This is a genomic window from Paraburkholderia podalyriae (assembly GCF_014397785.1).
GTDB classification, from domain to species: Bacteria; Pseudomonadota; Gammaproteobacteria; order Burkholderiales; family Burkholderiaceae; genus Paraburkholderia; species Paraburkholderia podalyriae.
Genome location: NZ_VZQQ01000010.1, coordinates 144066 through 168610, shown reverse-complemented (window position 1 = coordinate 168610; position 24545 = coordinate 144066). Strand labels below are relative to the sequence as shown.

The 24545-nt window shown below is 65.8% G+C and carries 24 protein-coding genes and 2 tRNA genes; 14 read left to right on the top strand and 12 right to left on the bottom strand.

Going from position 1 to position 24545, the window contains the following annotated elements; genetic code table 11:
- Nucleotides 1–39 precede the first annotated feature (39 nt).
- On the bottom strand, nucleotides 40–570 hold the full coding sequence (locus tag F6X42_RS14485; RefSeq protein WP_187634877.1) for an NUDIX domain-containing protein: 531 nt from the start codon (nucleotides 568–570) through the stop codon (nucleotides 40–42).
- A gap of 217 nt (nucleotides 571–787) precedes the next feature.
- Complete coding sequence (locus tag F6X42_RS14480) at nucleotides 788–2095, bottom strand: YbfB/YjiJ family MFS transporter (RefSeq protein ID WP_187634876.1); 1308 nt, start codon at nucleotides 2093–2095, stop codon at nucleotides 788–790.
- 101 nt (nucleotides 2096–2196) lie between these two features.
- Between F6X42_RS14480 and F6X42_RS14475 the strand changes: the two genes are divergently transcribed.
- Nucleotides 2197–3117, top strand: coding sequence for a LysR family transcriptional regulator (locus F6X42_RS14475; protein ID WP_187634875.1), 921 nt, complete (start codon nucleotides 2197–2199; stop codon nucleotides 3115–3117).
- Between the two features lie 69 nt (nucleotides 3118–3186).
- On the opposite strand, the gene alaS is transcribed toward F6X42_RS14475, so the two are convergent.
- Nucleotides 3187–5811, bottom strand: coding sequence for an alanine--tRNA ligase (alaS, locus tag F6X42_RS14470; RefSeq protein WP_187634874.1), 2625 nt, complete (start codon nucleotides 5809–5811; stop codon nucleotides 3187–3189).
- Between the two features lie 265 nt (nucleotides 5812–6076).
- Here alaS and F6X42_RS14465 point away from each other — a divergent pair, with 265 nt between their 5' ends.
- Nucleotides 6077–7297 carry a CaiB/BaiF CoA transferase family protein gene (locus F6X42_RS14465; protein ID WP_187634873.1) on the top strand — a complete coding sequence of 407 codons (1221 nt, stop codon included), beginning with the start codon at nucleotides 6077–6079 and terminating at the stop codon, nucleotides 7295–7297.
- An 18-nt stretch (nucleotides 7298–7315) separates the two neighbouring features.
- On the opposite strand, the gene F6X42_RS14460 is transcribed toward F6X42_RS14465, so the two are convergent.
- A complete protein-coding gene (locus F6X42_RS14460; protein WP_187634872.1) occupies nucleotides 7316–7876 on the bottom strand; it encodes an RBBP9/YdeN family alpha/beta hydrolase in 561 nt (186 codons plus the stop codon).
- 54 nt (nucleotides 7877–7930) lie between these two features.
- Nucleotides 7931–9748: a gamma-glutamyltransferase gene (gene ggt / locus F6X42_RS14455; protein WP_187634871.1), complete on the bottom strand. Its 1818-nt coding sequence runs from the start codon at nucleotides 9746–9748 to the stop codon at nucleotides 7931–7933.
- Nucleotides 9749–10097: 349 nt separating this feature from the next.
- Between ggt and F6X42_RS14450 the strand changes: the two genes are divergently transcribed.
- Complete coding sequence (locus F6X42_RS14450; RefSeq protein ID WP_187634870.1) at nucleotides 10098–11822, top strand: glutamine--tRNA ligase/YqeY domain fusion protein; 1725 nt, start codon at nucleotides 10098–10100, stop codon at nucleotides 11820–11822.
- A 199-nt stretch (nucleotides 11823–12021) separates the two neighbouring features.
- Entirely contained in the window at nucleotides 12022–12915 is an 894-nt protein-coding gene (locus F6X42_RS14445) for a transporter substrate-binding domain-containing protein (protein WP_187634962.1), read from the top strand.
- Between the two features lie 16 nt (nucleotides 12916–12931).
- Here F6X42_RS14445 and F6X42_RS14440 read toward each other — a convergent pair whose 3' ends face one another.
- From F6X42_RS14440 to F6X42_RS14420, 5 genes are all read right to left on the bottom strand, one after another.
- Nucleotides 12932–13381 (bottom strand): NUDIX hydrolase, encoded by a 450-nt coding sequence (locus tag F6X42_RS14440; RefSeq protein WP_187634869.1) that lies wholly within the window; start codon nucleotides 13379–13381, stop codon nucleotides 12932–12934.
- A gap of 46 nt (nucleotides 13382–13427) precedes the next feature.
- On the bottom strand, nucleotides 13428–13811 hold the full coding sequence (locus tag F6X42_RS14435; protein ID WP_187634868.1) for a hypothetical protein: 384 nt from the start codon (nucleotides 13809–13811) through the stop codon (nucleotides 13428–13430).
- 109 nt (nucleotides 13812–13920) lie between these two features.
- Nucleotides 13921–15489 carry a methyl-accepting chemotaxis protein gene (locus tag F6X42_RS14430; RefSeq protein ID WP_187634867.1) on the bottom strand — a complete coding sequence of 523 codons (1569 nt, stop codon included), beginning with the start codon at nucleotides 15487–15489 and terminating at the stop codon, nucleotides 13921–13923.
- 209 nt (nucleotides 15490–15698) lie between these two features.
- Nucleotides 15699–15775 (bottom strand) — tRNA-Arg (locus tag F6X42_RS14425).
- A 119-nt stretch (nucleotides 15776–15894) separates the two neighbouring features.
- Entirely contained in the window at nucleotides 15895–16725 is an 831-nt protein-coding gene (locus tag F6X42_RS14420; RefSeq protein ID WP_187634866.1) for an undecaprenyl-diphosphate phosphatase, read from the bottom strand.
- 585 nt (nucleotides 16726–17310) lie between these two features.
- On the opposite strand from F6X42_RS14420, the gene F6X42_RS14415 reads away from it, so the two are divergent.
- The 3 genes from F6X42_RS14415 (at nucleotide 17311) to F6X42_RS14405 (ending at nucleotide 19516) form a co-directional block, all read left to right on the top strand.
- Entirely contained in the window at nucleotides 17311–18219 is a 909-nt protein-coding gene (locus F6X42_RS14415) for an aldose epimerase family protein (RefSeq protein WP_187634865.1), read from the top strand.
- Nucleotides 18220–18378: 159 nt separating this feature from the next.
- Nucleotides 18379–19092, top strand: a complete 714-nt coding sequence (locus F6X42_RS14410; protein WP_187634864.1) for a peptidoglycan DD-metalloendopeptidase family protein — start codon at nucleotides 18379–18381, stop codon at nucleotides 19090–19092.
- A 97-nt stretch (nucleotides 19093–19189) separates the two neighbouring features.
- A complete protein-coding gene (locus F6X42_RS14405) occupies nucleotides 19190–19516 on the top strand; it encodes a hypothetical protein (protein ID WP_187634863.1) in 327 nt (108 codons plus the stop codon).
- A gap of 44 nt (nucleotides 19517–19560) precedes the next feature.
- On the opposite strand, the gene F6X42_RS14400 is transcribed toward F6X42_RS14405, so the two are convergent.
- Entirely contained in the window at nucleotides 19561–19836 is a 276-nt protein-coding gene (locus F6X42_RS14400) for a hypothetical protein (RefSeq protein WP_187634966.1), read from the bottom strand.
- 419 nt (nucleotides 19837–20255) lie between these two features.
- Here F6X42_RS14400 and F6X42_RS14395 point away from each other — a divergent pair, with 419 nt between their 5' ends.
- The 3 genes from F6X42_RS14395 to F6X42_RS14385 are packed head-to-tail and all read left to right on the top strand — an operon-like array spanning nucleotide 20256 to nucleotide 22215.
- Nucleotides 20256–20474 (top strand): hypothetical protein, encoded by a 219-nt coding sequence (locus F6X42_RS14395; protein ID WP_187634862.1) that lies wholly within the window; start codon nucleotides 20256–20258, stop codon nucleotides 20472–20474.
- A 26-nt stretch (nucleotides 20475–20500) separates the two neighbouring features.
- Complete coding sequence (locus tag F6X42_RS14390) at nucleotides 20501–20809, top strand: DUF2288 domain-containing protein (RefSeq protein WP_187634961.1); 309 nt, start codon at nucleotides 20501–20503, stop codon at nucleotides 20807–20809.
- The gene (locus F6X42_RS14385) at nucleotides 20806–22215 is read left to right on the top strand and encodes an MATE family efflux transporter (protein WP_376776367.1); all 1410 of its coding nucleotides are present in this window, start codon (nucleotides 20806–20808) and stop codon (nucleotides 22213–22215) included. The genes F6X42_RS14390 and F6X42_RS14385 overlap by 4 nt, the downstream gene beginning before the upstream one ends.
- A gap of 290 nt (nucleotides 22216–22505) precedes the next feature.
- Here F6X42_RS14385 and F6X42_RS14380 read toward each other — a convergent pair whose 3' ends face one another.
- The gene (locus F6X42_RS14380) at nucleotides 22506–22673 is read right to left on the bottom strand and encodes a hypothetical protein (RefSeq protein WP_187634861.1); all 168 of its coding nucleotides are present in this window, start codon (nucleotides 22671–22673) and stop codon (nucleotides 22506–22508) included.
- 181 nt (nucleotides 22674–22854) lie between these two features.
- On the opposite strand from F6X42_RS14380, the gene F6X42_RS14375 reads away from it, so the two are divergent.
- The 4 genes from F6X42_RS14375 to F6X42_RS14360 all read left to right on the top strand — a co-directional run bounded on the left by F6X42_RS14375 (nucleotide 22855) and on the right by F6X42_RS14360 (nucleotide 24403).
- Complete coding sequence (locus F6X42_RS14375) at nucleotides 22855–23031, top strand: hypothetical protein (RefSeq protein ID WP_187634860.1); 177 nt, start codon at nucleotides 22855–22857, stop codon at nucleotides 23029–23031.
- Between the two features lie 349 nt (nucleotides 23032–23380).
- The gene (locus F6X42_RS14370) at nucleotides 23381–23539 is read left to right on the top strand and encodes a DUF3309 family protein (RefSeq protein WP_187634859.1); all 159 of its coding nucleotides are present in this window, start codon (nucleotides 23381–23383) and stop codon (nucleotides 23537–23539) included.
- 110 nt (nucleotides 23540–23649) lie between these two features.
- Nucleotides 23650–23726, top strand: a tRNA-Pro gene (locus tag F6X42_RS14365).
- A 218-nt stretch (nucleotides 23727–23944) separates the two neighbouring features.
- A complete protein-coding gene (locus F6X42_RS14360; RefSeq protein ID WP_187634858.1) occupies nucleotides 23945–24403 on the top strand; it encodes a SixA phosphatase family protein in 459 nt (152 codons plus the stop codon).
- Nucleotides 24404–24545: the final 142 nt, after the last annotated feature.

Here is a 24545-nt window from a genome sequence, read left to right as displayed (position 1 = left end):
TGCTTCTCCCTGAGCGTGCGCTCATTGACCGCTGATGGTTCACTGCCCCGGCCGCTCGACGAACTCGAACGGCAAACCGCGCCGCCGCATCCATTCGCCGAGCGCCTGGCCGGTGCCCGCGCGCCACGGCCGCAGCTTCGCGGGCTCGACGAGCCGGTATTCGAGCAGTTCGGGCGACAGCGCAATCGCCCCGTGCGCCTTCACGTGATACGCGATGATCAGCTCGTTCTTGCGGATGAATTCGTACACGCCGATCAGCTCGACCGATTCCGTGTGCAGCGACGTCTCCTCGAGCACTTCGCGCGCGATCCCCTGCTCCGGCGTTTCGCCGTTTTCGAGGAAACCGGTGATCAGCGCGAACATCCCCTCGGGCCACGCGGCATTGCGCGCGAGCAGGATCTTGCCCTCGTACTCGACGATCGCGGCGACGACCGGCAGCGGGTTATTCCAATGGACGTAGCCGCACGCGGTATCGGGACAGCTCTGACGAACGCGGCCGCCCTCGTGCTCGGGGTCGCTGCGTTCGGTCAGCGGCTTCGCGCAGCGGGGACAGAATCGGTACTCGGTCATGGTGGGGGACGTCTCTTTGGTCTTTTGCATCACGCGGCGCACGGCTCGCGCGCATCGCCTTCGCGGCAAGCGGCGGCAGCTGCGCGAATACCGCGTTCGATTCGCTCGGAAACATGATGCGCACGGCGAGGATTTCCTGCAACCGCCCGGCGACAGGCGCGAGGAGATGACGGAAAGCGGTCATTTTAGTGCGCTCGTGCGAGATTTGTTTTTAGCGTTAGTTGCAACCGCAATCCGGCATGCGGCCCCGGCCACGCGGCATGCGCGTCACCGCGATCAGCCCCGCCGCCCCTGCCAGCAGCGCGCCTGCGGCGAGGCACAGCGCCAGCGAAAACGATCCCGTGTGCGCGGCGATCGGCGCGGCCACCAGCGGACCGGCAATCTGCCCGATGCCATAGGCCGCCGTTGCGTATCCCATCAGCCCGGCCGCGTCGTCGCCGCGCAGACGCCGCGCCTCGCGCATCGCGAATAGCGTGATCGCGGTAAACGGCAGGCCGATCAGGATGCTGCCGAGCGAAAAGCCCGCCGCCGTCGGCCACACGATGCCCAGCGCAATGCCGAGTGCCTGCAGCACATACGAGCCCGCGAGCAGCACGCGGTTGTCCCAATGCACGGGCAAGCGCGCGGCGAACAACGCGCCGACGATCAGCGCGGCGCCCAACATCGGCCAGAACAGGTCCGGCCACGCCGAGCCAGGCAACGCGTGGCGCGCGATGACCGGCAGAAAGGTCGCGGTGATGATGTAGCCGAAGCCCGGGATGCCGTACAGCAGCACCAGCCAGAAGGCGTCGGCGCGGTGGACCGCATGGCCGGCCTGAACGCCGGCCGTACCGGGCGGCTGCTTTGCGCTGGCGCGTGGTCCGATGGCGGGTTTGGGCACCGCTGAGCTTTCGTCAGCGGGGGCCGCGGCCTTCGCACGTGGTGCGTCGCCAAACACCGGCCACACCAGCACCGACAGCACCGCGCCGATCGCCGCAAAGCCAATCCATCCGATCACCGCGCCATAGCCGCCCGCGACGCTGACCAGCAAGCCGGTCCCGACGATCCCCACGCCCGGCCCCGTATAGATGACCCCGCTCCACGCATGCGCGCCGAGTTCGGCGAGCCGCCGCAAGCCCCATTGCGACGCGAACACGAACGTCCATGCGCTGACCGCGCCCGCGACGAAGCGAACCAGCGCCCACACCCAGAACTGCCCGGTGACGCCCATCGCGAGCGTCAGCAGCACGGTCGCGACGAGCCCGACGCGCACCATGCGCGAGGGCTTGACCCGCAGCGCCGCGCACGTGAGCGCACCGGCGAAATAGCCGGCGTAGTTGAACGATGCGAGCCAGCCGCCGTGCTGGATGTCGAGCTGCGGCTGACCGAGCGATGCGCTGTGCAGCATCAGCGGCAGCAGCGGCGTGAATGCGAAGCGCCCGATGCCGAGCGCGACGGCCAGCGTCACCATGCAGGCGAGCGCCGCGCGCCGGGCGGCGTGCGGTTCGTGGAAGCGCTGGTACGCGCGCGAGGCAAGGTCGTTCATGATCGGACGGTCAAACGGCGACGATATGAATCCATCTTAGCTTGACCTTTTGATCACAGAAAATGAATAATTAGGATGCCAACCATCGCCAGGAGAGAATCATGGATCTGGCCGCTCTCACCATCTTTCGCGCGGTCGTGCGCGAAAACGGCGTGACACGCGCGGCGGCGAAGCTCAATCGCGTGCAATCGAACGTGACCACGCGCATCAAGCAGCTCGAGGAGCAGCTCGGCACCGAGTTGTTCATCCGCGATGGCCGCCGCCTCGTGCTGACGCCGGCCGGCGAGACGCTGCTGCCCTACGCGGAACGGCTGCTCGCGCTTGCCGACGAAGCGTGCCATGCGGTGCGTGAGGATCGTCCGAGCGGCCGTCTGCGTCTCGGCACGATGGAAAGCGTCGCGGCGACGCGTCTGCCCGGCCTGCTCGCGCAATATCACCAGCAATGGCCGGCCGTCGCGCTGGAGCTGGAAATCGGCACGACCGGCAAGCTGATCGAGCGGGTGCGCGAGTTCGAGGTCGATGCGGCGCTGATCGCGACACCCTTCGATCCCGCCGCGATCGGCGAGCTGTTCGAGACCGTGCCGGTGTTCCGCGAAGAGCTCGTGATGCTGACGCCGCGTGGTCATCGGCCGATCCGCGAAGCGCGCGACATCGCGCTATCGACGCTGATCGCGTTCGAGCCCGGCTGCGCTTACCGGGTGTATATCGAAAAGTGGTATCTGGAGCACGGCGTGCGGCCGGCGCGCGTGCTGGAACTCGGCTCGTATCACGCGATCGTCGCGTGCGTGGCGGCCGGCGCGGGCGTCGCGGTCGCGCCGCGCTCGGTGCTCGATCTGCTAACCGATACGAGCAATATCGCGGTACACGAGTTGCCCGCTATCGGCATGATCGACACGCTGCTGGTCTGGCGACGCGGCCATTTTTCGTCGGCGCTCAATGCGCTGCGGCGCACGCTGATGGCGTCGCCCGAAGCGACGGCCGACGCGGATGCGGCGGCGTCCGTGGATGCGAATGCGGCCTGATGATTGAGCCCCCGCCGGCAACCGGGTCCGGCGCAACCCGACCGGCTTCGGCAAAAGCGATCATCGAAATCAAAGCTGGCCTTCGACCCAGCCCTTGACGCCCGCGAGCGCCGCCGGCAAGTTGGCCGGCTCGGTACCGCCAGCCTGCGCCATGTCCGGACGGCCGCCGCCCTTGCCGCCGACCTGCTGCGCCACGAAGTTGACCAGTTCGCCCGCCTTGACTTTCTTACTGGCGTCGGCGGTCACACCGGCGATCAGGCTGACCTTGCCACCTTCGACCGACGCGAGCACGATTGCCGCGCTCTTGAGCTTGTCCTTCAGCTTGTCGACCGTTTCGCGCAGCGTCTTCACGTCCGCGCCTTCGAGCGTCGCGGCGAGCACGTGCACGCCGGCGACTTCGATCGCCTGGCCCGCGAGTTCGTCGCCCTGGCTCGACGCCATCTTCGACTTCAGCGCGCCCAGTTCCTTCTCGAGCGCCTTCACCTGGTCCTGCACCTGGCCGATGCGCTGGGTGAGTTCCGCCGGTTGCGCCTTCAGCACCGCCGCGGCCGCATTGACGCGCGCTTCCAGCTCCTGCACGTAGCGCACCGCGTTGTCGCCCGTGATCGCTTCGACGCGACGGATCCCCGCCGCGACGCCGCCTTCCATCACGATCTTGAACAGGCCGATGTCGCCCGAGCGATTCACGTGCGTACCACCGCACAGCTCACGCGAGAAGCCGAGGTCGAGCACACGCACTTCGTCGCCGTACTTTTCGCCGAACAGCGCCATGGCGCCGCCCTTCACCGCGTCGTCATACGACATCACACGCACGATGCCGGGCGCGTTCGCCAGGACTTCGGCATTGACGATTTCCTCGACGCGGCGGATCTGCTCGTCCGTCATCGGCGCGTTATGCGCGAAGTCGAAGCGGGTCTTCTCGGCGTCGACGAGTGAGCCCTTCTGCTGCACGTGCGCACCGAGCACCTCGCGCAGCGCCTTGTGCATCAGGTGCGTGGCCGAGTGGTTGCGCGCCGTGCGGGCGCGGCGGACCGCGTCGATTTCTGCCTTGACGATGTCGCCGAGCTTCAGCGTGCCCTGCTCGAGCGTGCCGTGATGGCCGACCACGTCGGCCTGAACCTTCAGCGTATCGACGACCGCAAAGCGCGTGCTGGCGTTGGCGAGCACGCCCTGGTCGCCGACCTGGCCGCCCGACTCCGCGTAGAACGGCGTGTGATCGAGCACGACGACCGCCTGCTGGCCGGCCTGCGCCTGCTGCACCGACGCGCCGTCCACGTACAGCGCGACGACCTTCGCGTCGTCGAAGACGATTTCTTCATAGCCGTGGAAGGTGGTCTTCGCGCCCGAGTATTCGAGGCCCTGCGCCATCTTGAACTTGCCCGCCGCGCGAGCCTGCTCGCGCTGACGCGCCATCGCGTCGTCGAACGCGGATTCGTCGACCGTCACTTCGCGCTCGCGGCAGACGTCCGCCGTCAGGTCGAGCGGGAAGCCGTAGGTGTCGTGCAGCTTGAACGCGAGTTCGCCGTCGAGCGTCTTGCCACCCCTGGCGTCGAGATCGGCCAATGCGGCCTCGAGAATCGACATGCCGTGCTCGATCGTCTCGAAGAAGCGCTCTTCTTCCTGACGCAGCACGTCGGTCACGCGCTGCTCGGCCTGCTTCAGTTCAGGGTAAGCGTCGCCCATCTGCGCGACGAGGTCGGCGACGAGGCGATGGAAGAACGAACCCTTCTTGCCGAGCTTGTAGCCGTGGCGGATCGCGCGGCGCACGATACGGCGCAGCACGTAGCCGCGGCCTTCGTTGCCCGGAATCACGCCGTCGACGATCAGGAACGAGCACGCGCGGATGTGATCCGCGATCACCTTCAGCGAATTGTTGCCCAGATCGGTCACGCCGGTTTCGCGGCCAGCGGCTTGGATGAGCGCCTGGAACAGGTCGATCTCGTAGTTGCTGTGCACATGCTGCAGCACGGCCGCGATACGCTCGAGGCCCATGCCGGTGTCCACGCATTGCTTGGGCAGCGGCGTCATGTTGCCCTGCGCGTCGCGGTTGAACTGCATGAACACGAGGTTCCAGATTTCGATGTAGCGGTCGCCGTCTTCGTCGGGTGATCCCGGCGGCCCGCCCCACACGTCCGGGCCGTGGTCGTAGAAGATTTCCGAGCACGGGCCGCACGGGCCGGTGTCGGCCATCTGCCAGAAGTTGTCCGATGCGTAGCGCGCGCCCTTGTTGTCGCCGATGCGGATGATGCGCTCGACCGGCACGCCCACTTCCTTCGCCCAGATGTCGTGCGCTTCGTCGTCTTCCTGGTAGACGGTGACCCAGAGCTTGTCTTTCGGCAACTGGTAGACGCCGGTCAGCAGTTCCCACGCGTAGTGGATCGCGTCGCGCTTGAAGTAGTCGCCGAACGAGAAGTTGCCGAGCATCTCGAAGAACGTGTGGTGACGCGCGGTGTAGCCGACGTTCTCGAGGTCGTTGTGCTTGCCGCCGGCGCGCACGCTGCGCTGCGCGGTCGTGGCGCGCGAATACGGCCGCGATTCCGCGCCGAGGAACACGTCTTTGAACTGCACCATCCCCGAATTGGTGAAGAGCAGTGTCGGGTCGTTACCGGGCACGAGGCTCGACGAACGGACGATCGTGTGGCCCTTCGATTCGAAGAACTTGAGGAATTTCTCGCGGATTTCAGCGGCTTTCATAGCGGGCGGGGGACGGTCCTGACGGTTCCTGACGGAGACTGGCGGTCGATGGGATGCGCCAACTGTCTGTTTCTTAAACGACTGATTATACGGGATCGGCAAGCGTGCGAGGCACCGTGTGCCGCGCGTTGCGAGCTGCGCTACGACGTTCGGCTGACTGCGCCCGCGAGCGGGAATCGCTTAAGATGGCTTGCACGAAACGGCGCACGAAATCACGCAGTGCAACTCGCGCGCCGCCTGCATACCTGAGGAGACATTGAACGATATGGGCGCTCTCAGTCACATCCGCGTGCTGGATCTCACGCGCGTGCTCGCTGGCCCGTGGTGCACGCAGACGCTCGCCGATTTCGGCGCCGACGTCATCAAGATCGAACGCCCCGAGGTCGGCGACGACACTCGCCACTGGGGGCCTCCCTATCTGAAAACGCCGGACGGCGCGGACACGCGCGAAGCCGCCTACTATCTCGCGGCGAACCGCAACAAGCGCTCGGTCACGCTCGATATCGCGTCGCCCGAGGGCCAGCGGATCGTGCGCGAACTGGCCGCGCAAAGCGACGTCGTGCTCGAGAACTACAAGGTCGGCCAGTTGAAGAAGTACGGCCTCGACTATGAATCGCTCAAAGAGGTCAAGCCCGACCTGATCTACTGCTCGGTGACGGGCTTCGGGCAGACCGGACCATACGCGCAGCGCGCCGGTTACGACTTCATCGTGCAAGGCATCGGCGGCTTCATGAGCATTACCGGCGAGCGCGACGCTCAGCCGGGCGGCGGCCCGCAGAAGGCCGGCGTCGCGATCGCCGACCTGATGACCGGCATGTACGCGACGATCGCCGTGCTGACCGCGCTCACGCACCGCGACCGCACCGGCGTGGGCCAATACATCGACATGGCGCTGCTCGACGTGCAGGTCGCGATGCTCGCCAACATGAATTCGAACTATCTCGCGAGCGGCCAGCCGCCGGCGCGCTGGGGCAATGCGCATCCGAACATCGTGCCCTACCAGACATTCCAGACGAGCGACGGCTGGATCATCGTCGCGGTCGGCAATGACGGGCAGTTCCGCAAGTTCGTCGAGTCGGGCGGTCGCCCGGCGCTCGCCGACGACGACCGTTTCGCGACCAACCCCGCGCGTGTACGCAACCGCGAACTGCTCGTGCCGATTCTTGCGGACATGGTCCGTCTGCAGGGAAAGCAGCAATGGATCGCGGCGCTCGAAGCGGCCGGGGTGCCGTGCGGGCCGATCAATAACCTCGCCGAGGTGTTCGACAACGAGCAGGTGGTCGCGCGCGGCATGCAGGTGGATCTGCCGCATCCGTCGGGCGGCAAGGTCAAGCTCGTGCGCAATCCGATCAACATGACCGGCACGCCGCCGCAGGCGCTGAGCCATCCGCCGCTGCTCGGCGAGCATACCGAGCGCGTGCTGCGCGACGTGCTCGGATACGACGCGCAGAGGATCGCGGAGTTGAAGCGGAAATCGGTGATTTGACCGACGAGGCGGCGAGGCTCAGCCCACCGTCGTTAGCGAAGCCAGCCAGCGCCGGCCCTCGTCCCAATCGCCGAGGCCGCTATCGGCATTGATATGGCCGCGCGCGCCGATACCGATCCAGCGGCTGCCCCACGCGTTCGCGCAGGTTTGTGAAAACGGCACGCCACCATACCGATCGTCGCTGCTCGCCACGACGATCGTCGCAAACGGCAGGCGCGTGAGCGGCACCGGCGCAAAGCCGGTCGCGTCCTGCGGGAAATCCGCTTCGGCCGGATCGGGCACGGCGACCAGCAGCGCGCCGGCCACTTTCGCGAGCTGCGTCGCGCTCGCGTACCGCGAGGCCCAGAACGCGGTGGTCAGGCAGCCGAGACTGTGGGCGGCGAACATGACCGGCGAATCCACGGCGTCAAGCGCGGCGGCGAGCGTGCGGCACCAGGCGTCGCGCGAAGGGTGGTCCCAGTCCGGCATCTGCACGCGCACGAACGCGGGATCGAGCGCTTCCCAGCGCGTTTGCCAGTGGCCTGGACCGGAGCCCAGATAGCCCGGCAGTACGAGTGTGGTTGGTTTTTGTTCGCTCATCGCGCTTCCCGTGTTCGGCTGATCGCCCGCTCGCGACAGAGCGCGGCGGGCCGGCTACCGTATCACGCGTGCCACGCCGGCACCGCGGGGATCGCTGCCGGGCTCGGGCGTAGTGCCATTCACGCGGATCATCTGCACGTCGCCGCTGAACGACTGCTGCTCGACCGTATAGGCGAGCGCCTTCAGCTGCGCGGCGAGTTCGTCCGGCGCGGGACGGAACGGCTCGAAGTAGATCGTCTTTTGCGGCAGCAGTTGATGATGGAAACGCATCGCGGCGAGCGCGTCCGTCGGTGGCATCTCGAAGTCATACAGGTTCGTCATGACCTGGAAGATCGTCGTCAGGATGCGCGAGCCGCCGGGCGTGCCGATCGCTAGCGCGATCTTGCCGTCCTTCAGCAGCAGCGTCGGCGTCATCGACGAAATCGGCCGGCGGCCTGGCGCGATCGTGTTCGGCTCCGCATCGGCGGCGCCGGCTGTCGAGGCCACGCCGGGTGTCGAGGCCGGGCCGGTGCCCGACGGCTTGATCACGAAATCGTCCATCGCGTCGTTCAGCAGGAATCCGCCGCCATCCACCACGACGCCCGAGCCGAAATCGCCGTTCAGCGTGTAGGTATTCGAGACCGCATTGCCCCACTTGTCGACCACCGAGAAATGCGTGGTTTGCGGCTTCTCCGTCGCCTCGGCGCCGTCGGCAGCGGGCTTCACCGACGCGGCGCCGGGCGCGTCGTCGGCCTTGACTTCAGCCTTGACTTCGGCCGCACGTTGCGCGAGGTAGGCGTCGTCGATCAGCTTCGCGGTCGGCACTGGCGACGCGTCCGGGTCGCCGATATAGCGCTGCCGGTCCGCGAACACGCGATCCTCGATCTGCGCGATCAGATGGATGTACGGCGCCGAATTCAATGCGAGACCATCGAACGCCGGCTGCAGGTCGGCCCGCATCTTCAGCATCTGGATCAACCCGAGGCCGCCCGAGCTCGGCGGCGGCGCGGTGATCACGCGGTAGCCGTGCCAGTCGGCGGCGAGCGGCTCACGCCACAGCGCCTTGTACTGGCTCAGATCCTGGCTGGTGATCAGGCCGTGGCCGTACATCTGCGAGGTGATCATGCCGGCGGTGCGGCCCTCGTAGAACTCGCGGCCGCCGTCGCTCGCGATCCGCCCGAGCGTCTGCGCGAGCTCCGGCTGGCGCAGCGTCGCACCCGCCTTCAGGTTCGGAAAATAGGCGTCGAAATTGGTCTTGCCGGCGAAACTCTTCGCGGCCGCGTCGCGCCGCTGCTGCAGCCGGGGGTCGACCTGGAAGCCGTCGGTCGCGTAATGGATCGCGGGCGCGAGCACCTGCTTCCATTTGAGCTTGCCGAAGCGTCGTTGCGCTTCCCACATGCCATCGACGGTGCCCGGCACGGCCACCGCGCGATGACCGACCGTGCTCATGCCTGGCACCACGCTGCCCTTGTCGTCGAGGTACATGTCGCGTATCGCCTGCTGCGGCGCGCGCTCGCGATAGTCGAGAAAATATGGCTTGCCGTCGACCAGCAGCGTCATGAAACCGCCGCCGCCGAGGTTGCCGGCATCGGGCCGCGTGACGGCGAGCGTGAAGGCCATCGCGACCGCGGCATCGACCGCGTTGCCGCCTTCGGCGAAGATCTGCTGCGCGGTGTCGGCGCTGTAGGGATCTGGCGCGGCGACTGCCGACGCATCGAGCGCCGGCTTTGGCGGCGGCGTTTTCGCGGCGGCCGGCAACGGCGCCGCGACGTTCACGGCGAGCGCGGCACACCACGCCGAAGCGAGCACGCGGCGGCTTCGGCAACAGAAACGGGCGCTAGCCAAAGCGCTGGCGAAAGGCGCGCGGAACGCGCCGTGCGTCGGGACAGACATCCGAGAAAACTCCGGCAACGAGGCGGGCATGGCGCACGAGCGGTAGAGCTTCGTGCAAGAACATGAGGGACAGCGTGGACGGCTCGGGCAAGCCCGCCCGCGCGAAGGGCCGGGACAGGCGCGCGGGCCGCGCGCAGCAGCGCATCCTAAGTCGTCGCGCCGCGCGCCGCCAACCCGTTTTACCTCCTGTTACAGCCCCGCGCGCTCACTGCGCTGACTGCGGCACCCGCGCCAAACCCGCCCCGCCGTTGGCTGCGCGCCGCAAGCACCTGCCGCGAACCGGCTCGTCAGGTAGAATTGACGGCTAGGCGGGCGCATTGCGCGCCCCTACGGACTCTCATCTTCTCGCATGACTACCGAACGCAAAGACGCTGAACGCACCGACGCGCCCGCGGCATCCAATTTCATCCGCAACATCATCGACGACGACAACCGCACCGGCAAATGGAGCCAGCGCGTCGAAACGCGCTTCCCGCCGGAGCCGAACGGCTATCTGCACATCGGTCACGCGAAGAGCATCTGCCTGAACTTCGGCATCGCGCGCAGCTACGGCGGCGTGTGCCATCTGCGCTTCGACGACACCAATCCGGAGAAGGAAAGCGTCGAGTACGTCGACTCGATCATCGACTCGGTGCGCTGGCTCGGCTTCGAATGGCAAAAAGACCGCACCGAGCATCTGTACTACGCGAGCGACTACTACGACAAGCTGTACGAGTTCGCCGAGCTGCTGATCCAGCGCGGCAAGGCTTATGTGGACAGCCAGTCGGCCGAGGAAATCCGCGCGAACCGCGGCTCGGCCACCGAAGTCGGCACGCCGTCGCGTTTCCGCGAGCGTTCGGTCGACGAAAACCTCGATCTGTTCCGCCGCATGAAGGCGGGCGAGTTCAAGGAAGGCGAGCACGTGCTGCGCGCGAAGATCGACATGTCGTCGCCGAACTTCAACATGCGCGACCCGGTCATCTACCGCATCCGCTTCGCGCATCACTACCGTACCGGCGACGCGTGGTGTGTGTACCCGATGTACGACTACACGCACTGCATCTCGGACGCGCTCGAAAACATCACGCATTCGCTGTGCACGCTCGAGTTCGAAGACCATCGGCCGCTCTACGACTGGATCCTGAACGAGCTCGCCGAAGCCGGCGTCTTCAGGCGTCCGCTGCCGCAGCAAATCGAGTTTTCGCGCCTGAACCTGACCTATGCGATCACCAGCAAGCGCAAGCTGCTGCAACTGGTCAACGAAGGCCATGTGGAAGGCTGGGACGACCCGCGCATGCCGACCATCGTCGGCCTGCGCCGGCGCGGCTTCACACCCGAGTCGATCCAGCTGTTCTGCGAGCGCATCGGCGTGACCAAGGTCGACTCGTGGATCGACATGAGCGTGTTCGAAGGCGCGCTGCGCGACGATCTCGACGAGAAGGCACCCCGCATCGCCGCCGTGCTCGATCCGGTCAAGCTGATCATCGACAACTTCCCCGAAAACCTCACCGAGCCGTGCAGCGCGCCGGTGCACCCGCATCACCCTGAACAGGGCCTGCGCGAGTTCCCGATTTCGCGCGAGCTGTGGATCGAGCGCGAGGACTTCACGCAGACGCCGCCGAAGGGCTACTTCCGCCTGTTCCCGGGCAACAAGGTGCGCCTGCGCTACGGCTATGTGATCGAATGCACGCACGCGGACACGGACGAAAACGGCAACATCGTCGCGGTGCACTGCAACTACTTCCCGGACAGCAAATCGGGCACCGAAGGCGCGAACAACTACAAGGTCAAGGGCAACATCCACTGGGTCAGCGCGACGGCCGCGTGCCCGGCCGAAGTGCGCATCTACGACCGGCTGTTCAAGGAACCGCAACCGGACGCCGGCGGACGCGACTTCCTCGAAGCGCTGAATCCGGACTCGAAGCGCGTGGTCCAGGCCTACCTCGAAACCGGCGCGCGCCATGCGCTGCCGGAACAGCGCTACCAGTTCGAGCGCCACGGCTACTTCGTTGCCGACCGCGTCGATTCGAAGCCGGGTAAGCCCGTATTCAACCGCATCGTCAGTCTGCGCGACAGTTGGGGCAAGCCGGCGTAAGCTCGCGTCAGCGACGTCCCGGCGTTACCGGCCGATCCGGTTGCGGGATGTTCGATCGACACTCACTGCGCGCTCGCCTGGGCGCGCCGGTCCGGGAGGTCCGATGAAGGTTGCAGACCGCCGCGGGGAAAGGTCTGTGGGCACCGTTCGCGTCGCGCGGGGCCCGCGCTATTTACACTTCACGCGTCTGCCGCGCGGCATGCGCAGCGTGCTGCTCGCGCTGGCCGCCTGCGGCCTGGTCATGTTCGCCGCCCCCGCCCGCGCGGACGAACTGACCGGTACGCTGAGAAAGATCCACGACGACGGCGTCATCGTGCTCGGCGTGCGCGAAGCGTCGATCCCGTTCTCGTACTTCGACGGCAAGCGCACGGTCGGCTACTCGCAAACCATCGCGATGCAGATCGTCGATGAGGTCAGAAAAGCGCTCGGCATGTCGCAGTTGCGGGTTCACGAAGTCGCGATCACGTCGTCGAACCGCACGCCGATGCTGCTGAACAACCAGATCGACCTCGAATGCGGCTCGACCACGCACACGGTCGAGCGCGAAAACGTCGCCGCGTTTTCGGACAGCTTTTTCCAGTACGCGGTGCGCATGATCACGCGCAAAAACAGCGGCATCGCCGATTTCCCCGATCTGGCCGGCAAGCCGGTCGTGACGACCGCGGGCACGTCCGACGAGCGCCTGCTGCGCAGACTCAACACCGACAAGCAGCTGAACATGCGCATCACGAGCGTGCGCGATCATCAGGACGCCTTCAACGCGATGAAGGACGGCCACGCGGTGGCGTTCGTGATGGACGAGCCGATCGTCTACGGTTTCAAGGCGACCGACCCGCATCCGGACGATTTCATCGTGACGGGCACGCCGCTCGGCTATGAGGTGTATGCGTGCATGTTCCGCAAGGGCGACGAGCCGTTCCGCGCGCTCGTGAATCGCGTGATCGCGCACTCACAGACGTCGGGCGACGCCGAACGTCTGTACCGACAGTGGTTCACGCAGCCGATTCCGCCGCACGGCATCAACGTCAATTTCCCGCTGTCGGAACAGAACCGCGCGTTGTTCGCGCATCCGAACGACCACGCGCTCGATTGAAAGCGGCGTGCGCCGTCTATAGCGAGCGGTGCAGGTCCGCGAGCGACAGCGTCGTCTCGAAGAGCCGCGTCAGACTACGGCTCGCATAGCGCGCGATTTCATCGATCGACGCCCAACGGTAGTCGTCCATTTCGGGGATCAGCGTGCCGTCCGAACGACGCGGAAACAGCGACGTGCAGGTGCACGTGCTCAGGTCGAGTTCGTCGGCACCCGCGCGCGCCGCGAACAGATGCAGGTCCTTGTCGCGCCGGTAGACGAACAGGCCGAGATCCTTCAGACGACCGGCATCGAGCGCGATGCCGGTTTCCTCGACCATCTCGCGCAGCGCGGTCACGTGTGGCGCCTCGCCCTCCTCGCCCTGTCCTTTCGGGATGTCCCAGTGCGTCGTTCCGGTTGCGTGCGCGAGCAGCACGCGTCCGTCGGGATCGAGCAGCACGATCCCGCACGAGACGATTCGCGGGCTCATCGCGCAGCCTCACGGCATGCACCTGTCCGGCCGCGCTCGCGCATGCTCAACGCTTCTGCAGTTGCCAGGCGCCGCCTTCCTTGCAGAAGTTCGGGCGCAGGTTCATCGATTGCCCTTTCGCCTCGAGTACGACCGCGAGCGAGCGGCAGGCGCGTCCGCCGTCGGTCGAGGTGCTGTCCATCGTGACGGTCGCGTCGATCTTCACGCTATTGCCGGTGCCGTCGTTGACCCACGTGAAGCTCTCGCCGTCCTTCCTGTCATTGAGCGCGCTTAAGACGGCATGCTTGAGCGAGTCGTTGTCACGCTGTCTCATATAGGTGATCGGCGTGTCGTTCAGAAAGGCGAGGTTCGCCCCTTGAGCGCCGATCGCCGCAACGAGCAGCAGGCTCGCGGTACTGAGGTGGAACAGCACACAGGTTCGCGACGACATGAAGGACTCTCCTCGAAGTGAGCACGGCGCGCACGGGCGCACTGCGGCTTTTGATCCAGACCTCAAAAGCATAGCATGCACATTTCGGCAGGCAGCGGGCCCTCGCTGCTCACCCACGCGCGGCAGCCGTCCCCTGCAGGCGGAACGTGTTGACGACGTCGCGCAGCATCTGCGCCTGCTCCTGCATCGACTGCGCGGCGGCGGCCGCCTGCTCGACCATCGCCGCGTTCTGCTGCGTGGTCTCGTCCATCTGTGCGATTGCGAGATTGACCTGTTCGATGCCGCGGCTCTGTTCGTCGGACGCGGCGGCAATCTCGCTGATCACGTCGGTCACGCGCTTCACCGCATCGACGAGCGACGCCATCGTGCCGCCCGCCTTCTCGACGAGCGCCTTGCCGCTGCCGACGCGCTCGACCGAATGCTCGATCAGCGTCTTGATCTCCTTGGCCGCGTCGGCGCTGCGGCGCGCGAGATTGCGCACTTCGCTCGCGACGACCGCGAAGCCGCGGCCCTCCTCGCCGGCGCGCGCGGCTTCGACGGCCGCGTTCAGCGCGAGGATGTTGGTCTGAAATGCGATGCTTTCGATCACGCCGATGATATCGACCACCCGCGCCGAACTCGCCGCGATGCTCTGCATGTTCGCGACAACGTGCTGCACGGCCTCGCCGCCCTCGCCTGCGAGCTGCGACGCGGAGCGCGCCATGCGATTGGCCTGCAGCGCGTTGTCGGCGTTCTGCTTGACGGTGGCCGTCAGCTGCTCCATGCTCGCGGCCGTTTCGCCGAGCGACGACGCCTGCTCTTCGGTTCGCGCCGACAGATCCAGATTGCCCGCGGCGATCTCTTCCGCCGCGACCGTGATGGTTTCGGTGCCGCCGCGAATGCGCCGGATCGCGTCGGCGAGGCGGCTCTGCATGCGCTGCATCGCGAACAGCATGCTGTCCCGATCGTCGCCGGCGAGTGTGACCGGGCTCGACAGATCGCCATCGGCGATCGTCTGCGCGACGCTCGCCGCATAGGCGGGCTCCCCACCGAGGCTGCGCTTCACGTTGCGGATGATCAGCACGAGCGCAATGGTGCTGAAGCTGCCGATCAATAGGATGGTCAACAGATAGCGCAGCAGATCGGCGCGGAACGCCGCGTTGATGTCGTTTACGTAGACGCCCGAGATCAGATACCAGTCCCACGCGGGAAAGCGCTTGACGAAGCTGATCTTCGGCACGCGCTCGTTGTTGCCGGCGAGGCGTCCCATGTAGTCGACGAAGCCCTGGCCCCGCGCCTGGGCGACCTTGACCATCTCGACGAACAGCAGCTTGCCGTCGCTGTCCGCGTAGTGAGACACGTCCTTGTTGCGCAGATCGGCAAGCATCGGATGCATGATCACGACCGGCGTAGCCGTCGACACGATCATGTAGCCGCTACCGGGGTAGCGCATCGCGGACAGGCTCGCCAGCGCCTGCTGCCGCGCCTGTTCGGGCGTCAGCTCGTGCTGGTCGGCGCGCTGCGCGTAGTTGGCGACGATGCTGTACGCGCACTCGACGACGTTTTGCACCGCCGACTTGCGCTCGGCGAGCATCGTCGCGCGCGACTGCCACGCGGCCCAGCCGCCGAGGCCGAGCAGGCCGAGCCACGTAATCAGCAGCGCGAGCCAGAGTTTGGTGTTGAGGCTAAGTCGGTTCACGCGGGTTCCTCCATCGCGGCGCGTCAGACGGTTCTGTCGCATTAACGGGCATTAACGGGCATTAACGGCCTGGCGCGCGATTTCCTGAGTCGGGAAACACCTGAAGTGAGCCGTGCGAACACGCGACAGCGTGGCCGCCACCGCGCGCGCAACATTGCACAAAAACAAAAAGGGTTACAGGCGTGAGGCCTGTAACCCTTCGGTGATTCTGGTACGGCAGGAGGGGCTCGAACCCCCGACCCTCGGCTTAGAAGGCCGATGCTCTATCCAGCTGAGCTACTGCCGTATGGATCGATATCTGCATGAAACCGGCACTCGCGACGAGCCGCCCGATTTCCTACAAACTGAAATTCTAACTGACCTGCAACCAGGCGGGCCCGGATTATAACCGATCGCCCAGCGCGCTCAGACCGGCTGCGGATGCAGCAGGAACCAGCCGAGGAACAGGATCCCCGCAATCGCGCAGTACGCGCCGAACGACGCGAGACGTCCGCGGCCTTCGAAATAGCGCATCAGGAAACGCACGCTCAGGTACGCCGCGATCGCGGTCAGCACGCCGCCGAGCACCGCGTCGACGAGCTGGCTCGGCGCGTGAAGCAGCTTCGGCACTTCGAGCACGCCGGCCGCGAAAATGATCGGCGTGCCGAGCAGGAACGAAAACTCGGCGGCTTTCTCGGTGGTGAGGCCGGCCGCGTTGCCAGCGATCATCGTCAGGCCGCTGCGCGAGAACCCCGGAATCAATGCGCCGACTTGCGCGAGGCCGACGAAGAACGCCTGGCGGAACGTCAGCTTTTCCGGCGCCCGATGCGCGCGCGCGCGCTGCAGGCGATCGCCGAACCACAGCAGCGCGCCGTTGACGATCAACGCAATCGCGACGATCCGCAGATCGTGAAAAAGCGCCTCGAGGCGTTTTTCCAGCACGAGACCGACGAGACCCGCCGGTATCGTACCGATGATCAGCGCCCACATCATGTGGCCGTCGTCGTTGCGGCGACCGCCGAGCGATGCGAAGAAACCACGCACCAGCGCGTACCAGCGCTCGCGGAAGTACCACAGCAGCGCGAACGCGGTGCCCAGATGCAGGGCGACGAGGAACGGCAGCAGTTGCGGCGCATGCTTATCGATATGCATGCCGAACAGCGCGGGCACGAGCAGCGTGTGGCCGAGGCTGCTTACCGGAAACAGTTCGGTAACGCCTTGCAGCACACTCAGAAAAATGAGAAACGACAGGTTCACGCGGCGGTCCTTGTAAGGAAAGTGTCGGGGACTGCGCGCCGCACAAAAACCGAAGCCGGCGCGTCAAGGCGCACCGATTATGCCTGGCTGCAAAGTCAGCGCCAAGCGGGTTAGGCCACATTCGGGGAAATATTGACGCGCCGCGTCACAACTCGACACCGTTGTTACGCGGGAGCAAGAAAGCGGGGCGGCGGATTCGTCGCGCGCGCTGTGAAACAGAGAATGAAACCAGCGGGATCAGCGTTTGAGCGAGTGGAAGAAGTAGTACGTGCTGGCCGTGAATATGCCGAACAAGGCGACCGCCATTGCCGTTGCGAGATCCATGATGCCTCCTGAGCCGATTCGCCCGGGAGTCGAATGGACCGGACGCTCAGGCGGATTATCAATAGGATTCGCCCTTTTCCGACACCCGCAATTTCCCGGGAAGGGTTTCCCCGTAGCGCAAAGCAGCGCAAAATCGCGGTTTCGCCGCCCGCGACGCGGTCGGCGCGAGTGGCGCGAAACGCCGCTTCGATGCAGACCGGGCGGCCCACGCGCACGTCCCCTTTGCGCGACCCTCAACCTTTATCTGGCTACCCATTGACCATGCCTCTCTCCCCGGAACAGGACATTCTCGAGATCGCCCAGGACGCCTCCGTGCTCCGTTTTTCGCCGCAGGCCGGCGGCCGTCTGCTGTCGTGGACGATCGACGGCGAAGAGGTGATTCACTGGCCCGAGCGCGCCGACTGGAGCGTGCCCGCGCGGATTCGCGGCGGCAATCCGCTGCTGTTTCCGTTTCTCGGCCGTCATCGCGTCGACGGCAAGATCGGCTATTGGCGTGACGCGCAGGGCACCGTGCGCGAGCTGCCGATGCACGGCTTCGCGCGCGACCTGCCGTTCGAGCCCCACGCCGACGTGCATGGCGCCGGCCTGCGCATGGTCCTGACCGACAGCGAAACGACCCGCGGCTTCTATCCGTTCGGCTTCCGCTTCGAGGCCGCCTACGCGCTGATCGATCCGCGCACGCTCGAAGTGACGCTCACCACCACCAATACCGGCGACACGCGGCTGCCCTACTACGCCGGTCATCATTTTTACTTCACGCTGCCGCATACGCAGCGCGCGCGGACGACGATCGAGCTGCCGCGCACCGAGCGGTGCCGTCAGCTCGATGACGGCTCGATCAGCCCCGCCGAGCCGGGCGAAGCGAGCTACACGCTCGACGAAGACCGCATCCACGACCGCTTCCATTGCCTGACCGGCACCCCCGACCGACCGGTACGGGTCGAGGCGCCGGGCATCCATCGCGTGATCACGATCGATTTGCAGCGGCCCGGCTCGGTGCCCTGGTACGCGGTGACGACGTGGACCGAAACGCCGCAGTCGGACTTTTACTGCGTGGAGCCGTGGCTCGGGCTGCCCGATGCGATCCATAACGGCCAAGGTTTGCGCTGGCTCGAACCGGGCCAGACCGAAACGGGGGCACTGCGCATGACTGTCGAGAAGACCGGCTGACACGCCGACGCCGGCGGCGAACCGTTCGAAGCGGTCGCGCCCGCCGCCGCCTCGCCCCCCTCGCCGGTGGGGCGCAACACAAAACCGTTAGAATCGAACGCTTTGTCTGACTATGCCGCGTGATCGGGATCGGCGCGCGGCAGCGCTTCGCGGGGTCCAATGCTGGAAACGACAAGAATCAAACGACTCGGCTGCGCGGCGTTGCTCGCGCTGCTCACCGCGTGCGGGTCGGCGCCGGTGGGGCCGGGCTACTACCGGGTCGAACGGGGCGACACGCTATCGAAAATCGCGCGCGGCAACCGGCAATCGGTGCAGAACATCGCGCGCTGGAACAACCTGACCAATCCCGACAGCATCGAAGTCGGCCAGGTGCTGCGTGTCGCGCCGCCGGGCGGCGCGGCGTCCACCAGCGGCGCGATCCGCAGCGGTGGCGGCAGTGGCAGCGCGAGCGCACCCGCTGCGTCGCGTGCTGCGCCCGCCGACTCCGCGCCGGCCACCGCGCCCGCGCCAATCTCGCTGGTATGGCCGGCCGATGGCACCGTGTTCCGCCGTTTCGACGGCGGCAACTCGAAGGGCATCGATATTTCCGCGGCGGCCGGCACGCCCATCGTCGCGGCGGCGCCCGGAACCGTCGTCTATGCGGGCAACGGCCTGCGCGGCTACGGTAATCTGCTGATCCTCAAGCACAACGCCGACTACCTGACCGCCTACGCGCATAACCGCGCCCTGTTAGTGAAGGAAGGCGAATCGGTTCAGCGCGGCCAGAAAATCGCCGAAATGGGTGACAGCGATACCGATCGCGTGATGCTGCATTTCGAGCTGCGCTACCAGGGCCGCTCGATCGATCCGTCAAAGGAACTGCCGCCGCGCTAAGCGGCGCGGACGCGGGAGCCCGCCGTGCTATAAACCCTCACTCCGAAGCGGCGTGGCTGCGTGCCACGCCCCTTCCGTTATTTGCAAGGAATCTGAAATGAAAAGCCCATTGGCGCGCGTCGCGACGACTGCAATGATTGGTCTTGGCCTGCTGACGCTCGGCGGCCTCGGCGGCTGCTCGACCACGACCACGATGACTTATCTGCCGAGCGGCGACACCGGCTTCGCGATCAACTGCAGCGGCAGCGACGCCGGCACGAGCTGGGCCGAGTGCTACAAGCGCGCGGGCGAAGCCTGCGGCAACTATGGATATGACGTGGTTTCGAAAGACGTCGATAACGGCGCGACGTCGGGCGGCACAATCGGCGGGATCTTCGGCGCGAATGTGAAAAATCGCTCGATGGTGATTCGCTGCAGGCAATAAAGACGGCAGCGCCGCGCGGCTGCCCGGCCGGATAGCGTCGCCGGTTAGCGGCGTCGCAAGCGCCCCGAGCGCGGACCGATGCGCGCGGCGAAGCGCAGCAGCAACGCGAGCGCGATCACCCACACGCCGACAAAGACGATCACCCCGGTCATGAGCCCGCGCCGAAAAAGTAATCCGCCATCATCGGCCGCGTATGTGAATTCACGGTGAAGATCGTTGGGCAGATTAAACATCCATGTAAATCCATTCAAAAAAAAGCCCGGCACGAGGGCCGGGCTAACGGGGGTTCGGCGCATATCGGCAAAGGACCGGTTCACCATGCGCCAGAACGGAATCTAACAATCCGCATTTACAAGTGCAATCCATTAATTTTGCGGTCAACGTTACACGGCGTACGGATTCCGCAATCCGTGAATCGGAAATGTCGGAATGAGACCGGCCTAATGCGCCGCAGATGAAATACTCAAGCCGCTAATTCATGGAAACTGGAATGTGCGAGCCTCGCACCAGCTAATGTTCTTGGGGATCGGTGGAAAGTTCCGCGAAAACAGCAGAGGAAAGCGGTCTGGCCGAATAACACTAACTCATTTCTTGATAAAGCCGCTTTTGGTTGCGAATATTAACTTGGTGCGGAAACGCACGTAACGCATCGATTAGTCACGGCAACGCCTCTGAATAAGCTTCGATATCGCTTCACAACAAATTCGCGAATTATGAAACATTTGACATCGACAATTCCGTGGAAAATCCTGAAATCGCATTCAAAGTGCGTTTAGCCATGAATATTCGGACGATTAATGGTCGCGGTCGTGTGCTGCACGGCTCGCGTGCCCGCGTCGTTGAATCCGCCGCCATCCAGGTTCAGAATCCGAGCTGGTCCGATGATGCGCAAAAGACCGCCCGGCGCGTTGCCCCATGCTCGCCGCGCGGCCCGGCGGTCAGCGCCAATAGTTTATAGTGACGGCCCGTCCGACCCCGCCTATGATGACTTCCCACGACGCCTCCCAAAGCCCCCTGTACGCGAAGCTGCTCGGCGAAACCGCCAGGATCGGCTGGAGCGAACTCGAACGTTTCTTCGCGCGCGGCATACTGCTGCGCGTCGCGCGCGATCTCGATCTCGTCAGCGTCGCCGAAGCGATCGCCAACGACGACACCACCCAGGTCGCGCAATGGTTGTCGGCCGGCCTGGTCGAGCGCGTGCAGTCGCAGACGGCCGCCGATTTCGCTGCGCGCGACCCCGAGCTGTGGGCGGTCGTCGTCTCGCCGTGGGTCTGCGTGCAGGAGCGCTCTTGAGCGATGCCGCGCCCGAGGCCGGGACGCCCGAGGCCGGGACGCCCGAAGCCGGGACGCCCGAAGCGGCCGCGCACTCAGCCAGCGCACCCGGGCTGCCGGTGCACTGGCATCGCCGGGTGCTCGTGCTCGCGTTCCCGATCGTCCTCGCGAATCTGACGCAGCCGATCCTCGGCGCGGTCGATACCGCCGTCGCCGGTCATCTGGACGGTGCCTCGTACCTCGGCGGCGTCGCGCTCGGCGGGCTCTTCTTCAACTTCGTGTTCTGGGGCTTCGGCTTCCTGCGCATGGGCACGACCGGCCTCGTCGCGCAAGCGCACGGCGCGGCCCATAGCGACGAGCTGCGCAACACCGTCGTGCGTGCACTGCTGATGACGGCCGCGATCGGCGCGCTGGTGCTACTCGTGCAGCAACCGCTGATCGACTCCGCGCTGCGGGCGATCGGCGGCAGCGACGCGGTGCAGCGGCACGCGCAGGTTTATTGCCACGCGCGCATCTGGGCGGCGCCGCTCGCGCTCGGCAACTACGTGGTGCTCGGCTGGCTGCTCGGCACGCAGCGGGTGCGGCTAGCGTTGCTATCGCAGGTGTTCATCAACAGCGTGAACATCGTCGCGGTGCTGCTGTACGTGTATGCGTTTCATTGGGGTGTGGCCGGCATCGGCGCGGCCACCGCGACCGCCGATGCGCTCGGCTTCGTGCTCGGCCTCGCCCTGTTATGGCACGGCAGGCCGCGCGGCCTGCCCGCGCTGAATCGCGCCGCCTTGTTCGATGCCGCCGCGCTGAAGCGGCTCGTCGTGCTGAATCGCGACATCTTCGTGCGCACGCTGTGCCTGCTGTCGTCGTTCGGCTGGTTCGCGCATCTCGGCGCGCGCCAAGGCGACGCGACGCTCGCCGCGAACGCGTTACTGCTCAATTTCCAGACCTTCATGGCGTACGGGCTCGACGGCTTCGCGCACGCGGCCGAGGCGCTGGTCGGCGCGGCGATCGGCGCGCGCGATCGTCACGCGTTCGCACAGGCGGTCACGGTCACCGCGCTGTGGTCGGCGCTCGGCGCGATCGGGTTCTCGTTCGTGTACTGGGGCGCGGGCGCGTGGATCATCGAGCGGCTGACCGATCAGGCCGCGGTACGGGCCGCGGCCGAGACCTATCTGCCGTGGGCGGCGCTGTCGCCAGTGATCTCGGTGTGGGGCTTCCTGCTGGACGGCGTGTTTATCGGCGCGACGCGCACGCGCGAGCTGATGACGGCGATGGTGGTGTCGCTTGCGGTGTTCGTGGCGGCCTCATCGGCATTGCTCGCGTTGCACGGCAATCATGGGCTGTGGATCGCGCTGCTGATCTTCATGGCTACGCGCGGCATGACGCTCGCGCGTTATTTGCCGGGGCTGTCGCGAGGGATTGCGGCCGCTTAGCGCGGTGCGCAGCGCTTCGTTGGCCGTTCGCCGAACGACAGGCCGTTACGGCTTGAAACAAGCGCATACATATCGCATAACGAGCGCGTCCTAAAATCCTGTTAGCCCGTGCTCCCCGCGCGAACAGTCGGCGCGGGTCAGAAGCGCCGGCGTGCCCGCGCCGGTGCTTCGCCTTCCCACCCCCGCCCTTTCCCGGTGGTTGTCACTTCATCGGCGTTTGCACGTGGCAGGCGCTTGCGCGGCACGGCGTCATCACAGGCTGCGCTCCTCGCTCTTCGCTGAAACAGCGCTCACTGTACGACGGGTGCCGGCACCATCGCGGGCGGCCGATCGTCGGTGGGCACGCCGTGATAGTCGGCGGGATCGCGTGGCGGGTTGCCGCGATGCGCGGACGGATTGCCGGCACAGCCGGCAACGCCGGCGCACAACAGCAACGCAAGAGTCAGAACGCGGGTCATTTTGCAATCGTCTCCGGGACAAGGATGGCGGACGGACGTCCGCCGGCGCGCCGAGAGTCTACCCGCAAAGAGCGTTCCGCGACGCCATCACGCGCGCTTGCGCCTCGCGGTTTCCATTTCGTGAGATTTCGCCGGAGCTGAGCTACTATGGGTTCATGGCTGGACCTACCGGGAGACTGCCATGGACGGTGAATCGATCGCGGGCCTGATCGGGCTCGCAATAGGCCTGTTCGTGCTGTTGGCGTTGTCGATTTTCGAATCGCGAACCTACCGGCGTGAACACGATGGCGAGGGCATGCTGCATCACTGGACGCATCAGCATCTGCATATGCCGCATTGGAGGCGTCCACGGCATTGATCCGGGTGATCTTTCAGCCGGACTTAATGACCTCTAGTCGCGGCACCGGCATGTTACGGTGCCTCAGTTGCGCGCCCGCTCGGTGACGCGATGGCCGCTGTTGCGGCGCATGCGCGCGCCGCGCGGCTCGCTATGCGCTGGACGGGCGCAATGCCTTTCCAATTCCCTTTCTACGCACAGATCCAACGACGACGCTTCGCCGCGCCACGCTCTGATAGGCACATGCTTTGCTGACTCAGATCCAGCAAGCGGCGCGCGACCCGCGCGTCGATTGCCGCGGCGCACAGGCGCCAAACCAGCGTGACGATGCGGCCAGCGATTTCGCGGCCCCCTCAAAAAGGAGAACGCCATGACCGTCGGAACCATCCTGCTAATCGTGCTCGTCCTGCTGCTGATCGGTGCGTTGCCAAGCTGGCCGTATAGCAGCGGCTGGGGCTATCGGCCGACTGGGCTCATCGGCGTCGTGCTGATCATCGTGATCGTTCTGCTGTTGTTGGGGCGCATATAGGCCACCCCGAGCCCACCGCGAGCCCACTGCAGTAAATTTCGTTGCCGGCACGATTCGCCCCGCTCACGGATTGACGCTCCTGTCCGAACCCCCTATACTCCCGGATTCGTCGGAGCGTAGCGCAGCCTGGTAGCGCATCTGATTTGGGATCAGAGGGTCGTAGGTTCGAATCCTATCGCTCCGACCACGAAAAGCAACAGGAAACCCGCGAAGCCACCGGCTTCGCGGGTTTTTTGCTTTTTGGCCCAGGTTAGCTCAAACGCCGACGTCCGTCAGGCACTCGCCTTGCACTTCATCACGCGCGCATGCGACAGTGATTGCGCACGCACCTCACTCCGAGGACGTGCAAAACCGAACGCAAACCCGCCGCAACGGCATCCCAAGCCGCTTAAAAAGGAGACTCCCATGGACCTGATCCTCTGGCGTCACGCCGAAGCCGAAGATGTCGCCGCGAGCGATCTCTCCCGCGCACTCACCACGCGCGGCCGCAAGCAGGCGCAGAACGCCGCGAAATGGCTGCGCGCCCGTCTGCCCGACGACGCGGTCGTCCTCGCGAGCCCCGCCGTGCGCACGATCCAGACCGCCGAGACGTTGAGCGACCAGTATCGCGTCGTGCGCGAGCTCGCGCCGAACGCAAGCGCGAACGACGTCCTCGAAGCGGCCGGCTGGCCCGGCGGCATCGCGCAGACGGTGGTGATCGTCGGTCACCAACCGACGCTCGGCCACGTCGCCGCGCAACTGCTCGGCGACAGCCGTGCAAGCTGGCCGCTGAAAAAAGCCGGCATCTGGTGGATCGAGAGCCGCGAGCGCGACGGCGAACAACAGGCGGTGTTGCGCGCCGCCATCAGTCCGGATCTGATCTGACCCGCGCGCGTCGCGCAGCGCACCCGACATGACAGGCACACACGCGAGGGCTTACAGGTAGTCATCCAATCGTCACGGCTTTGCCACGCGAGCGTCACCCCGCGTTACTACATTGGCGAAAAAGAAATCCTCACTCTTTTCG